The 12865-nt window shown below is 61.1% G+C and carries 11 protein-coding genes; 4 read left to right on the forward strand and 7 right to left on the reverse strand.

Features of this window, described 5'->3' with window-relative positions; translation table 11 throughout:
* Positions 1 to 2: 2 nt before the first annotated feature.
* Complete coding sequence (locus BS629_RS07665) at positions 3 to 659, reverse strand: thiamine diphosphokinase (RefSeq protein ID WP_018244050.1); 657 nt, start codon at positions 657 to 659, stop codon at positions 3 to 5.
* 102 nt (positions 660 to 761) lie between these two features.
* A complete protein-coding gene (locus tag BS629_RS07670) occupies positions 762 to 1289 on the reverse strand; it encodes a MarR family winged helix-turn-helix transcriptional regulator (protein ID WP_026188553.1) in 528 nt (175 codons plus the stop codon).
* 116 nt (positions 1290 to 1405) lie between these two features.
* Here BS629_RS07670 and BS629_RS07675 point away from each other — a divergent pair, with 116 nt between their 5' ends.
* Entirely contained in the window at positions 1406 to 2944 is a 1539-nt protein-coding gene (locus BS629_RS07675; RefSeq protein WP_018244052.1) for an MDR family MFS transporter, read from the forward strand.
* A 387-nt stretch (positions 2945 to 3331) separates the two neighbouring features.
* Positions 3332 to 4876, forward strand: coding sequence for a M48 family metalloprotease (locus BS629_RS07680; protein WP_018244053.1), 1545 nt, complete (start codon positions 3332 to 3334; stop codon positions 4874 to 4876).
* A 153-nt stretch (positions 4877 to 5029) separates the two neighbouring features.
* On the opposite strand, the gene BS629_RS07685 is transcribed toward BS629_RS07680, so the two are convergent.
* From BS629_RS07685 to BS629_RS07705, 5 genes are all read right to left on the reverse strand, one after another.
* Positions 5030 to 5893: an RNA polymerase factor sigma-32 gene (locus BS629_RS07685; RefSeq protein WP_018244054.1), complete on the reverse strand. Its 864-nt coding sequence runs from the start codon at positions 5891 to 5893 to the stop codon at positions 5030 to 5032.
* Positions 5894 to 6270: 377 nt separating this feature from the next.
* Complete coding sequence (locus BS629_RS07690; RefSeq protein WP_003543775.1) at positions 6271 to 6843, reverse strand: CarD family transcriptional regulator; 573 nt, start codon at positions 6841 to 6843, stop codon at positions 6271 to 6273.
* Between the two features lie 393 nt (positions 6844 to 7236).
* A complete protein-coding gene (gene fdxA / locus BS629_RS07695; protein ID WP_026188554.1) occupies positions 7237 to 7575 on the reverse strand; it encodes a ferredoxin FdxA in 339 nt (112 codons plus the stop codon).
* 194 nt (positions 7576 to 7769) lie between these two features.
* On the reverse strand, positions 7770 to 8174 hold the full coding sequence (locus BS629_RS07700; protein ID WP_012759434.1) for an RNA-binding S4 domain-containing protein: 405 nt from the start codon (positions 8172 to 8174) through the stop codon (positions 7770 to 7772).
* A 2-nt stretch (positions 8175 to 8176) separates the two neighbouring features.
* The gene (locus BS629_RS07705; RefSeq protein WP_018244056.1) at positions 8177 to 11425 is read right to left on the reverse strand and encodes a helicase-related protein; all 3249 of its coding nucleotides are present in this window, start codon (positions 11423 to 11425) and stop codon (positions 8177 to 8179) included.
* An 865-nt stretch (positions 11426 to 12290) separates the two neighbouring features.
* Here BS629_RS07705 and BS629_RS07710 point away from each other — a divergent pair.
* Entirely contained in the window at positions 12291 to 12446 is a 156-nt protein-coding gene (locus tag BS629_RS07710) for a DUF3309 family protein (protein ID WP_007632343.1), read from the forward strand.
* A 27-nt stretch (positions 12447 to 12473) separates the two neighbouring features.
* Positions 12474 to 12731: a YMGG-like glycine zipper-containing protein gene (locus tag BS629_RS07715; protein ID WP_018244057.1), complete on the forward strand. Its 258-nt coding sequence runs from the start codon at positions 12474 to 12476 to the stop codon at positions 12729 to 12731.
* The last annotated feature ends 134 nt before the right edge of the window (positions 12732 to 12865 follow it).

Here is a 12865-nt window from a genome sequence, read left to right on the forward strand (position 1 = left end):
AATCAGACTCCGGAAAGATCATAGGGCCGGGCGAGCACGATTGCCCGGCCGCTGCGGAGCGAAAAGCGAACGGTGCCTTCCGCAACATTGGAAATGGTGCGCGACGAGCCGAAAGGCAGATGGAAATCCGCCAGCGGATAACGCGCATTCTCGATGGAAAGCCCTCTCAGCTCGCTGAATCCGGGCACGGAAAACAGGCTGCCCTTGGGAAGGTCCAGTTCGATCGTACCGGCAACCAGCGGCACTGCCTCTTCCTTGCCCGAGGTCAGCAGCAGGTCGAAACCCTCTTCCGCCAGGCTGACGGCCGACACCAGGTGCTGAAGCGCGTGGTCGGAGCGTTCACCGCCGAGCGCGCCGGCGAGGATGAGCCGCCGCGCGCCCCGCGCGATTGCTTCCGCCACGGCGATTTCGCCGTCCGTCGCCGCCTTCGCTGCCGGATAAGGCTGTTTCGGCACATTGGGAAATGCATTCGCGAGATCGGCCGGTGTCGAATCGAAATCACCGACCCAGAGCTCCGGCTCGATGCCGAGTGCTGCCGCATGCCGCATGCCGCCATCGGCCGCAATGAAGCGGCTGTCGGCGATGGCATGGCGCAGGCGCTCCGTCAGGCTGAGTTCGCCGCCAAGGAGAATTGTGAAGGTGGATTGGCTCATGGGCATTGCCCTTAGCGCAAACGGGGGGTCGAGGGGAAGGGGCGCCGCTTGCCTGAAAGCGCCGCGCGTCCAACACCAACAGGACGCTCGATCACTTTGAACTGCCGCCTAGCCCGGCGTATCCTTGTCGCGCGACAGGAAGACCGCCTCGTAGCCGCCGATGAAGCGCTCGAAAAGCGCTGCGAAGCGCTCGACATCTTCCTGCGGCCAGTCGGAAACGATCTCGGAAATGATTGCAAGCTTCTGCGCGACGATCTCGGCAAGCAGGTCCTGGCCGACCTCGGTCATGACGACGACGATCCGCCGCGCATCGGCCTGCGAGGCCTCGCGGCGCAACACGTTACGCCCGACCATGTCGGCGACCACCCGGCTTGCCCGTGACGGATCGATGCGCAGCATCTCCGCGATCAGGCCGACCGTGACCTCGCCGGCAGGCTGCGCCCTCCGCACGGCATCGAGCACGTCGAGATGCGAAAGCTCAAGGCCTGGTGCAGCACTCTGGATCGCCAGCCGGCCGATCAGCCGACGCCCGGTCATCAGCCGCATGCGTGCCATGCTCCGGCCGATACGCGGCACGTTTTCACGATCCGGCTCGGCCGGCTCCGCAGAAAGGGTCTTGGTCAGGACGTCGCTCATCACTGGACCATAACAGAGCCGATTCGAAAATTGAATATGCCGACGTCATTAATGTGCCATTGACAACTATATGCTGTTAGCACATAAAAGCACATCAACCCGGAACGATGCCTCCCATGGACATGCAACTCGCGCCTGCGCCGCTCGTGACGGATCCTCGTCGCCGGCTTATCCTCTTCCTTTTTCTGATGACCGCCATGTTCATGGCGACGCTTGATAATCAGATCGTCTCCACGGCTCTGCCGACGATCGTCGGCGAATTCGGCCATCTCGAGCGTTTCGGCTGGATCGGCTCGGCCTATCTGCTGTCGCTGAGCGCCGTCATGCCGCTCTATGGCAAGCTCGGCGACTTGTTCGGCCGCAAATATGTGATGATGACGGCGATCATGATCTTCACCGTCGGCTCGGCGGTCTGCGGCCTTGCGGTCTCGATGAATACGCTGATCGCCGCCCGCGTGCTGCAGGGCCTTGGCGGCGGCGGCATCATGGTGTCGATCTTCGCCGTCAACGCCGATCTGTTCGAGCCGCGCGAGCGGGCTCGCTACCAGAGCTATTCCAGCCTCGTGTTGATGGCATCGGGCGCGATCGGCCCTGTGCTTGGCGGCACGATGAGCGATCTTTTCGGCTGGCGCTCGATCTTCCTCGTCAACGTGCCGATCGGCTTCATCGTGCTCACCGGCCTTGCTTTCATGCTGCCGTACCGCAAACCGCATCGCCGCCCCAAGATCGATTATACCGGTGCGCTCCTGCTTGCCATGACGACGACAAGCATCGTGCTTGCCACCGACAGCAGCGAACTGTTCGGCGCATTGATCTCGCCGCAGAGCATTGGCATCGTCGCCTTCGGCGTCATCTGCGCCGTCACCTGGGTATTCACAGAGCGTCGCGCGCCGGAGCCGATCGTTCCCCTGCAGCTGTTTCGCAATTCGACCTTCAGCCTGCTCCTGGTGATCTCGATCATGGGCGGCGCCATCGCCATCGGCATGGTCAATTATCTCGCCCTCTTCCTGCAGACCACGACCGGCCTTTCGCCGTCGGCCGCCGGCCTGCTCTTCATCCTCCTGACCGGCGGCCTCGTCTGCGGATCGCTGACAGCAGGGCGGATCATCTCGAAGACGGGGCGCTACAAGCCCTTCGCCATCGCAAGCCTCACCTGCAGCGCCACGGCCTTTGCGCTGATGTCGCAGATCCACGCCGGAACGCCGATCGTCTTCATCGGCGCGATCATGATGCTGCACGGCATCGGCATCGGCCTTGCCCAGCAGGTTCCCGTCATCGGCGTACAGAATGCAGCACCGGCCCGCGACGTCGGCGCCGCCACCGGCTCGGTGACGCTGTCGCGCATGGGCGGCGCCTCGATCGCTATTTCCATCTACGGCGCCATCATCGCCTCTGAGCTCGGTAAGGTCGGCGTCTCTATTCCCGGCGTCGCCGATATCGAGCAGTTGACGCCGAAGATGATGGCCGCCCTTCCCGAAGCGAGCCGCCAGGCCGTTGCCGATACCTATGCCGCCGCCTTCTCACCGCTCTTCATGACTTCCTGCGCCATTGCGCTGATCGGCCTTGCGGCCGCCATCATGCTGAAGCCGGTGCAACTGCCCCGCGCCAGCGAAACGACGAGGCCGCAACCGGCGACAGCGGAAGCTGCCGAATAGTCGAATCGCCCCGCGGAAATGCCTTACCAAGAGGCGTCTCCTCACCGAGAACATATTTCTGGTTGCAATTTTCACGCATGGCTGTCGCTATCGGGCTGGTTATTTCAATCGGTCCGTTCTTTTTCCGCGCCGTCGACGAATCTCCGCCTTGTGACGGAACTTTCGCCATAATTTCATCCGAGCGAAGGGAGGCCTTAATGCCTGAGGCTTGCCAAAATGCAACGGCGCCACATTTAAGCAGAGTCTCGCTATGCAACCGATGCGTAAATCAGCTACAGCAAAGACTTGTATCGGCCGATTGTGCAGCGCGAGATCAGGGGTGCGCACCTGTTGAATTCCCTTTGCCATGGTCGGTCCGAATCTCAGGCAAACCGGCAAAACAACGACATGATGCGGAGAAACAGACTGGACAGCTTGACGACGTGGAAATCGCCCGCGCTTTCCAGTGATGCCATCTCCGCGCCGCGGCGCTTCGCGCGTCGCCTGATCCTGCTTTCGGCCGTCGCAATGGCGCTGAATGGCTGCCAAACGCTGATCGACCAATCCTATCAGCCGAGTGTTTCGCCTTCTTCCAATCCACAAATCGTCGACGAGGTGCAGAAGAACGACCCGCGCGCGGCGATGGGCGCCCGCGAGCATCCGCGCATCGTGGCAAGCTACGGCGGCGAATACAAGGACGCCAAAACCGAGCGCCTCGTCGCCCGCATCGCCGGCGCGCTGACGGCGGTGTCGGAAAATCCGAGCCAGTCCTACCGCATCACCATCCTGAATTCGCCGGCGATCAACGCCTTTGCGCTGCCGGGCGGTTATCTCTACGTCACCCGCGGCCTGCTTGCCCTTGCCAACGACGCTTCGGAAGTTGCCGCCGTGCTGTCGCACGAAATGGGCCATGTGACGGCAAACCACGGCATTGAGCGGCAGAAGCGCGAAGAGGCTGAGGTCATCGCCAGCCGCGTCGTCGCCGAAGTCCTTTCCAGCGACATCGCCGGCAAGCAGGCGCTTGCCCGCGGCAAGCTGCGGCTCGCCGCCTTCTCCCGCCAGCAGGAGCTGCAGGCCGATGTCATCGGTGTGCGCATGCTCGGCGAAGCCGGCTACGACCCCTATGCCGCTGCCCGTTTCCTCGACTCCATGGCCGCTTACAGTCGCTTCATGTCGGTTGATCCCGAAGCCGACCAGAGCCTCGACTTCCTGTCGAGCCATCCGAATTCCGCCCAGCGCATAGAGCTTGCCCGCACCCACGCCCGCGCCTTCGGCCAGGAAGGCTCTGTCGGCGACAAAGGCCGCGATTATTATCTCGATGGCATAGACGGACTGCTGTACGGCGACAGCCCGGAAGAAGGCTATGTGCGCGGCCAGACCTTCCTGCATGGCGGCCTCGGCATCCGCTTCGACGTGCCGCCGGATTTCCACATCGACAACAAGGTCGAGGCGGTGATGGCCACCGGTCCGAACGACATCGCCGTCCGTTTCGACGGCGTCGCCGACAATCAGAACCAGAGTCTCACCAACTATATCTCCAGCGGCTGGGTAACCGGCCTCGACCCGTCGACCATCCAGCCGATCACCATCAACGGCATGGAAGCAGCCACCGCGCGCGCCAGCGCCGACCGCTGGGATTTCGATGTCACCGTGATCCGCAACAATTCGCAGATCTTCCGTTTCCTGACCGCCGTGCCGAAAGGCAGCGACGCCCTTGAGCCAACGGCCAATGTGCTACGCGCGAGTTTCCGCCGCATGACGCCGGCAGAGGCGGCCTCGCTAAAGCCGCTGCGCATCCGCGTCGTCACCGTCCGGCCGGGTGAGAATATCTCGACGCTCGCTGCCCGCATGATGGGCACCGACCGCAAGCTCGATCTCTTCAAGCTCATCAACGCCCTGCCCACGGGTGCGGCCGTTTCAACGGGCGATCGCGTCAAGATCATCGCCGAATAAAAAAGGCCCGGCTTGCGCCGGGCCAGTCTGTGCTGCTGGAGGGGACAAGCATGTCGCGCAAAAGTGGGCAGCGGTTTTGCGATAACGACATGCGTAAAAAAAACACCTAAAAGCGCGACCGGCGAATCTGAAAGATCGCGACGCGCTTTCGGTTCAGGCGTAGGCCGCCATATGCGGATCGGCGCTGACGAGGGCGCTGCGGAGTTTTTCCATCGCCCGGCTTTCGATCTGACGCACACGTTCCTTGGAAATGCCGAGATCGGCACCGAGTTCTTCGAGCGTGGCACCGTCTTCCGCCAGACGCCGGGCGCTGATGATCTTCATCTCGCGTTCGTTGAGATGTTTCAGCGCCGAAGCGAGCCAGACGCGGCGACGCTCGCCGTCGATCATGTTTGAAACCTGCTCGTCCGGCAGGGGATCGTCGCTGACGAGGAAGTCCATCTTCTCTGCGCTCTCGGCATCGCCGGAGACCGAAGGCGCCTGCAGCGAAGCGTCGTTACCGGAAAGCCTGGCATCCATCGTCTGCACATCGGCGAGGCTCACGCCGAGGGCCGCGGCGATTTCCTGGTGAATGGATTGCAGCGTCAGCTGTGTGTCACCCTTGGCGAGCTTGGCGCGCAGACGACGCAGATTGAAGAACAGCGCCTTTTGCGCTGAACTCGTGCCACCACGAACGATCGACCAGTTGCGCAGGATATAATCCTGGATCGAAGCCCGGATCCACCAGCTTGCATAGGTCGAAAAGCGCACGTCGCGTTCCGGCTCGAAGCGTGCGGCGGCCTCCAGCAGGCCGACATAGCCCTCCTGCACGAGATCGCTCATCGGCAGGCCGAAATTGCGGAACTTGCCAGCCATGGATATGACGAGGCGCATATGGGCCATGGCGATCTGGTTGCGCGCGCCGCGGTCGTCGTGATCCTTCCAGCGGGTGGCGAGATCGTGCTCTTCCTGACGGGCAAGATAGGGGGCGGCCATCGCGATTTTGATCATGCGCCGATCTGCAGACATGTTCTTCATTTCGATCTCCCAAAGCAGGCCTCTCGCCCTGAAATGAACAATAAAACTCGTGTTCCGGAACATCGCTGTCCGGATTGAATGGGTTCTGAATGCATAAAAGCCTCGCCCCTGGACTTTTCAGGGGGAGGCCCTATTTCTCATCATGTGCCGGTAAGACGGCTGGGCTGGACCTGTTTCTTCACTTTGCCGGATGGGCAATATAGAAAAGGCATGATCCGCTCCTCATCGAACATTGACGGAATAGCAGTTCGCTCGTTGAGGCCATTGCCTGACGAGCAGTCCGCAATTACGTGTGATAAACGCGGCAGTCGGGAAAAAGTTCCAATAAAAAAACCCGGCACGAAGGCCGGGTTTTTTGACAGAAAAACAGGGTCGCTTTACGCGGCTTCGTCCTGCGAATCGTCTTCTTCAATCGCCTTGCCGCGCTTCGGACCCTTGTTGAGATTGGTCTCGACGAGACGGACGGCTTCGGTTTCCGACATCTTGTTGACAGCGGCGATTTCGCGCGCCATGCGGTCGAGCGCAGCCTCATAGAGCTGGCGTTCGGAATAGGACTGCTCAGGCTGGTTCTCGGCACGATAGAGATCGCGCACAACTTCAGCGATGGAAATCAGGTCGCCGGAATTGATCTTGGCATCATATTCCTGGGCGCGGCGGGACCACATGGTGCGCTTGACACGCGCCTTGCCCTGCACGACCTTCAATGCACGCTCGACGAAATCCGTTTCCGAAAGCTTGCGCATACCGATGCTCATTGCCTTCGCAACCGGAACCTTCAGACGCATCTTGTCCTTCTCGAAATCGATAACGAAAAGTTCGAGCTTCATGCCGGCAACTTCTTGCTCTTCGATAGCGGTGATGGTACCGACGCCATGAGCGGGGTAGACGATCGATTCACCGGTCTTGAAGCCGTGACGTGCTGTAGAAGGCTTTTTCTGCTGAGTCGTCATTCTATTCAAAAACTCCCTGTTACGCTTCCGGCGGCGGCCGGAGCCGGGTCAGTCAGGCCCGGGTGAGACGGTAGTATCCGTCGGGTGACTTCACTCTGGTCCCATCGGGCAAAAGCAAAGACTTCTTGCGCGCGATCTTGGGACCCGGCGCTCAAAGCGTTGATATGTCACGGAAACCGCGTACGGATTGGTTTTGCTTTCGTGATGGTTTTGGGCATGCGTCATGCCACAAATGGAACAGTAACCGAAACCTATCATAAAAATATGAGGAAATCAATAATTTGCTTCGCTTGAGTCATGCGGGCAACACATGTCACCCATATGCCTCACGCAGCTTTTACAACGTTTCGGCCCGCGGTCGCCCGAATCCGGCGACCGAATGTGGACACTGTTTCAATCGCCGGAACCAGGCTTCTCGGAAAAATATTTCTCGAATTTTCCGGACTCGCCATCCATTTCCTTGGCCTCAGGCAACGGCTCCTTCTTGACCGTAATATTCGGCCAGATCGTCGCATATTCGGTGTTGATCTTCAGCCATTTGTCGAGGCCCGGCTCGGTATCGGGCTTGATCGCCTCGGCGGGACATTCCGGTTCGCAGACGCCGCAATCGATGCATTCGTCGGGATGGATGACGAGGAAATTCTCGCCCTCATAGAAGCAGTCGACAGGGCAGACTTCCACGCAATCGGTGTATTTGCACTTGATGCAATTGTCGGTCACGACATAGGTCATGAAGAACTCCAGGATTTCCATGCGGATGGGGCCGGGCAACCTGGAACGTCGCGCCTATCCCCGTGCCGGAGGAAAAGCGTGAGCAGGCTTGGGAGGCAAGCACGCTTCCGGCAGGTTGTCAGTGACGTATCGGCTTTATCGCCGGATTTCAAGGATAAACGATCTGCAAAAGCCGCCGCCGCAGACAGAGTTTTCTAATCCTCGTCCGACATCAGCCTGTCGATTGCACGTCTTTCCTTTTTGGTCGGACGGCCGGTGCCGGTCGCCCGGATTGCCTGCTCGTAGGGCGTGAGACGTTTTGCCTCATCGGGCGGCGGGGATTGGTCGTCGTAAAGCAGGCGCGCCTGCTCGTAAGGCCCCCGCCGCTCGCCGGCAAGACGCACGACGAGAACGACATCGCGCCGCTCCAGCGTCAGCTCGATACGGTCACCTGGCTTGACCATCTGGCTCGGCTGGCTGCAGCGCTCGCCGTTGATGCGCACATGGCCTGATTGGATATGGCTCTGCGCCACCGAGCGTGACTTCGCCATGCGCGCGAAGAACAGCCACTTGTCGATGCGCTGGCGCGAACCGCTTGTCGGCTGTGTCTCCCCGCTCATGACTACTTCTTCATCTGCTCCTTGAGGGCCGCGAGCTTGGCGAAAGGCGAATCCGGATCGATCGGCTTCTCCTTGCGCGGCGGCTTGGCCTCAAAGCGCAGCGGCTGCGAGCCGCCGCGATTGTTGTTGCGGTCGTTACGATCGTTGCGGTCACCGCGATCCTTGCGATCGCCACGGTCCTGCCGGTCGCCGCGCGGCTGGTCGCCCCGTGGTTGGTTGTTGCGGTCGCCCCTTGCCTGCTGCGGCCGGCCGCCATCGCGACCGCCGCCTTCCTTGCCGCGGTTCTGGCGATTGTTGTCACGGCCGTCGCCGCCGCGATTGGCCTCGCCGCCTTCACCGCCGCCGGGCCGGCGATTGCGGTCGCCGCGTTCCTGGTTCTGACCGCGCTCCTGGCCCTGGCCGCCACGGCGATCGCCATGCCCGCCGCGCGCCTGGCGCTGATTGTCGTTGCGGCCGCCGAGACGCCACAGAAGAACCGGCTTCGGTTCCACCGGCTCGCCGGCTTCCCCAGCAGCAGGTGCTGCTTCCTCGGGAGCGGACACCGCTTCCCCAGACGCTTCCACCGGAGCCGATGTCTCGATCGCTTCGACCGGAGCGGGGGTCTGGACCGCTTCGGCTACGGGCGCGTCAGCAACCGCCGGAGCCGTCTCGGTTGCAGACGCTTCGGCAGCAGTCTCTTCCGCCGCTCCGTCGGCATCGTCGTGATCGGCCTTTTCGGCTGTCTCTTCCGCAGGCGTTTCCGCAGTGGCAGCAGGCACTGAGGCCGCATCCTGCGTCGCAAGATGTACTGATGCCTCTTCCGCCTTCACGGCATCGGCGCGATAGCCGAGACCCTTGAGGATTTCTTCCATGTCCTCGAGCGTCGCACCGAGGATCGACAGCATCGCCGTCGTCGTCGTGAAGCGGCGGCCGTCATAGGCGCCCTCCGGACGGTTGTTTTGACCGGGCTTCCATTGCAGCAGCGGTCGGATGATATCGGCAAGCCTTTCCAGAATGTCGATGCGCACGGCACGCTTGCCGAGGAAACGGAAGCCGGCGAGCTTGTAGAACATCCGCTCGAAGCTCGGATCGGTGACGACGGAGGTGCGGCCGGCGGCAAGCACCGGAATGAGATCGCCATAACCCGCCTTGTCGAGGCCGTCATTCTTCAGCGCCCAGAGCAGCGTGATGAGCTCGGCAGGCGCCGGCTTCAGAAGTGCCGGAACGAAGATATGATAGGCGCCGAAACGCACGCCGTAACGGCGCATGGAGGCACGGGCCTCCTGGTCCAGCGACTTCACCTCCTCGGTCACGTCGCGACGGAAGAGCACCCCGAGATTCTCGACGAGCTGGAAGGCAAGCCCCTTGGCGAGACCCTGCAGGTCCTCGGCGCGCGACAGATCATCGAGCGGCTTCAGCACCGTGCTGATATGATGATTGACGAAGCGCTCGATGCGGGCGGCGACGTGATCACGGGCATTGCCCGTCAGTTGTTCGTCGGCCAGCAGGATCACGCGCGGACGCATGATGTGATCGCTGCCCGAAAGCCGCGCCACCGGGTCGCCCAGCCAACGGATCAAACCGTCCGAGCCGATCACCAGATCGCTGTTGCCGGCGGCATGCATCCGCGCCGCGCGGGCTTCGAACTCGAGCCCGAGCGCCTTCTGCGACGCAGCCTGAACCGCCTTGGCATCCGGTCCGTCCGTTCCCGCCACCGGCGTGAAACGGAATCCGCTCAACTGCCCTACATGATGTCCTTCAACGAAGACATCGCCATTCACACTGATTTCAGCTTCCAGCATCGCATTCTCTCTCAGGCGCTTCATGAGCACAGATGTCCTGCGATCAACAAAGCGTTTCGTCAACCTTTCATGTAACGCGTCGGACAATCGATCTTCGATTTCCCGCGTCTTTTCCTGCCAGTGTGTCGGATCGGCAAGCCAACCGGGCCGATTCGAAACGTAGGTCCAGGTCCTTATCTGCGCGATTCGCGCCGAAAGCGTGTCAATTTCCCCATCTGTTCGATCGGAGCGATGAACCTGCTCCGCCAGAAACTGCTCGTTCACCGTGCCATAGCGGACGAGATCGGAAAAGAGGGTCGCGATAAGATCGGCATGTTGTGCTGGGGTGATACGCCGATAGTCGGGAAGCGCGCAAGCCTCCCAGAGTTTTTCGACGCGCGCCGGCCTGTCGGCGAGATCGATGACCTCGGGATAGCGCGAAAGCTGTTCCAGCGCCTGCTGGTCGACCGCAGGCAGCGCCCGCGTCAGCCCCGGTACGCGCGGTCCCACCTCAAGGCTGGCGCGCAGCGATGCGATTGAGGAGAAGTCCATCTCCGTCGTCCGCCACTGCAAAACCTTGACGTTGTCGAACTCGTGCCCCTCGATGCGCTGCACCAGCTCATCGTCGAAGGGCGAGACCTGTCCGGTGACGCCGAAGGTCCCGTCCCGCACGTGTCGCCCGGCGCGCCCGGCGACCTGGCCGAGTTCGCCAGGATTGAGATTGCGGAATTGGTAACCGTCGAATTTCCGGTCCTGGGCGAAGGCAACGTGATCGACATCGAGGTTGAGGCCCATGCCGATCGCATCGGTCGCCACCAGATATTCGACGTCGCCTGCCTGATAGAGCGCCACCTGCGCATTGCGGGTGCGCGGGCTGAGCGCGCCAAGCACGACCGCGGCGCCGCCGCGCTGCCGGCGGATGAGCTCGGCGATGGCATAGACCTCGTCGGCGGAGAAGGCGACGATGGCCGAACGCTGCGGCAGCCGGGTGATCTTCTTCTGCCCGGCGTAGAAAAGATGCGAAAGCCGCGGCCGCTCGACGATATTGATGCCGGGCAGCAGCTGCAGCAGAATCGGCCGCATCGTCGCCGCACCGAGCAGCAGCGTTTCCTCTCGGCCGCGAAGATGCAGGATGCGGTCGGTGAAGATATGGCCGCGCTCGAGATCGCCGGCGAGCTGCACCTCGTCGATCGCGACGAAGGCGGCCTTAGTCTCGCGCGGCATCGCTTCGACGGTGCAGACGGAAAAACGCGCATTGGGCGGCGAAATCTTTTCCTCGCCGGTGACCAGCGCCACATTCTGCACGCCGACCTTCTCCACCACCCGCGTATAGACCTCGCGCGCTAGCAGCCGGAGCGGCAGGCCGATCACGCCCGTCCCGTGCGCAACCATGCGCTCGATGGCATAATGGGTCTTGCCGGTATTGGTCGGCCCGAGCACCGCGGTCACACCGCGCCCACTCAGAATCATCGGCTGCGAAGTCAGAGTCATGAGTCCATGCAAATGAGGCGGGTGGCCCCAGGAAAATCTCGGCTCCTCGATGGAAGCCAGTGAACACATGGACAGCTGCCGCCGCAAACGCAAGGGCAGATTTCAAAATGCCTCGGGGATTACGACCTTTGCGAGTCCCGTGGAGCGCCCGAATTGCCGATTCGGAACAGCGTGAGAACGAATCAGCGACGAATCGGTGACTCCAGCTGATTCAGCTTTTGTTCACGGCTAAGTATTGATTTTGAATCACTTTTTCCCACTAGATGCTGAATCGTGAGACTCTCTCTTGTTCGTATTTTCGCTATCGTGAGTGACCGATTCCCGCCTGATCTTGAACAAGCGAAAATCCGCCCGAAATTAACCTCTCGACCAAAGCCGGAACGAATCGGAGACGAATCGCTGACTCCGTCGTTTTCGCCTTTCGTTCACGGCCACATCTGGTAGCAGCTTCAGGTCCGGGCGCTAGATGCGGATCGGCGGCAGGGGCCTTCGTTCCACCTCATCGCACCGGCATTAATCTTTCGGGAGCCGGATTCAGATCGCGTTAAACTGCGGCAGCCGATACGGGTGCCGAGTGCAGGCGTTGATCAAAGAGGGAACGAATCGCTGACGAATCGGCGACATCACGATTTTCCCGCTTTGTTCACCGCAACATATTGTATTTAAAGGAGTTTTTAACCATAGGGGTGATTTCCCGGGATGGTCGAATTCGACCGATGCTGCCGACCGTTCGTGAAAGCGGCCATGCTCCTCAGAAAACCGCAAACAAGGTTTCGTCACATTTCGAGAGCTTAGCCGGGAACAAAAATCGCCAATAAGTGTTTCTCGTCCATTCGAATTGCAGATGAAATGAAGGGAACACACTATGCTCGGCACGATACTTCTTGTTATCCTTATTCTGCTTCTGATCGGAGCCCTGCCGAATTGGGGTTACAGCCGTGGCTGGGGCTATGGACCTTCTGGCGGTTTGGGGCTAGTTCTCGTCATTATCATTATCCTTGTACTCATGGGCCGCGTCTAAAGGCCTACAAACCTGGGGAGTTACGACATGATGAAGAAGATTGTTCTTATTGGTGCGCTCGTCGGCGCTCTGGCATCCTGCACGGCGACCGAGCAAGGTACGGCGATCGGCGCCGGCACCGGTGCGGTCATTGGCGGTGTCGTCACCAACAGCTGGGGCGGCGCAGCCGTCGGCGCCGTTGCAGGCGGTCTGACCGGTGCTCTGATCGGTCATTCGGTCGAACGCCGCGGCTACTGCGTCTATCGCGACCGCTACGGCCGCCGCTACGAGGCTCGTTGCCGCTAATCGGCAAAGGCATATCGGACTCCCGACGGGCGCTTCGGCGCCCGTTTTCTTTGCCGCTCACACCCGTCAACGAGTCGTTGACACTCGGTTGCGAAAGTCAAATCTACCGCCGCCCGACGGGCAGGCCCATATCT

This window comes from Rhizobium leguminosarum bv. viciae USDA 2370 (assembly GCF_002008365.1).
Taxonomy (GTDB): domain Bacteria; phylum Pseudomonadota; class Alphaproteobacteria; order Rhizobiales; family Rhizobiaceae; genus Rhizobium; species Rhizobium leguminosarum.

What these genes read in the sequence shown, in the direction of transcription:
- BS629_RS07665 (WP_018244050.1), bottom strand. Translation starts at nt 659, where the DNA reads ATGCCCATGAGCCAATCCACCTTCACAATTCTCCTTGGCGGCGAACTC.
- BS629_RS07670 (WP_026188553.1), bottom strand. Translation starts at nt 1,289, where the DNA reads ATGAGCGACGTCCTGACCAAGACCCTTTCTGCGGAGCCGGCCGAGCCG.
- BS629_RS07675 (WP_018244052.1), top strand. Translation starts at nt 1,406, where the DNA reads ATGGACATGCAACTCGCGCCTGCGCCGCTCGTGACGGATCCTCGTCGC.
- BS629_RS07680 (WP_018244053.1), top strand. Translation starts at nt 3,332, where the DNA reads ATGATGCGGAGAAACAGACTGGACAGCTTGACGACGTGGAAATCGCCC.
- BS629_RS07685 (WP_018244054.1), bottom strand. Translation starts at nt 5,893, where the DNA reads ATGAAGAACATGTCTGCAGATCGGCGCATGATCAAAATCGCGATGGCC.
- BS629_RS07690 (WP_003543775.1), bottom strand. Translation starts at nt 6,843, where the DNA reads ATGACGACTCAGCAGAAAAAGCCTTCTACAGCACGTCACGGCTTCAAG.
- fdxA (WP_026188554.1), bottom strand. Translation starts at nt 7,575, where the DNA reads ATGACCTATGTCGTGACCGACAATTGCATCAAGTGCAAATACACCGAT.
- BS629_RS07700 (WP_012759434.1), bottom strand. Translation starts at nt 8,174, where the DNA reads ATGAGCGGGGAGACACAGCCGACAAGCGGTTCGCGCCAGCGCATCGAC.
- BS629_RS07705 (WP_018244056.1), bottom strand. Translation starts at nt 11,425, where the DNA reads ATGACTCTGACTTCGCAGCCGATGATTCTGAGTGGGCGCGGTGTGACC.
- BS629_RS07710 (WP_007632343.1), top strand. Translation starts at nt 12,291, where the DNA reads ATGCTCGGCACGATACTTCTTGTTATCCTTATTCTGCTTCTGATCGGA.
- BS629_RS07715 (WP_018244057.1), top strand. Translation starts at nt 12,474, where the DNA reads ATGATGAAGAAGATTGTTCTTATTGGTGCGCTCGTCGGCGCTCTGGCA.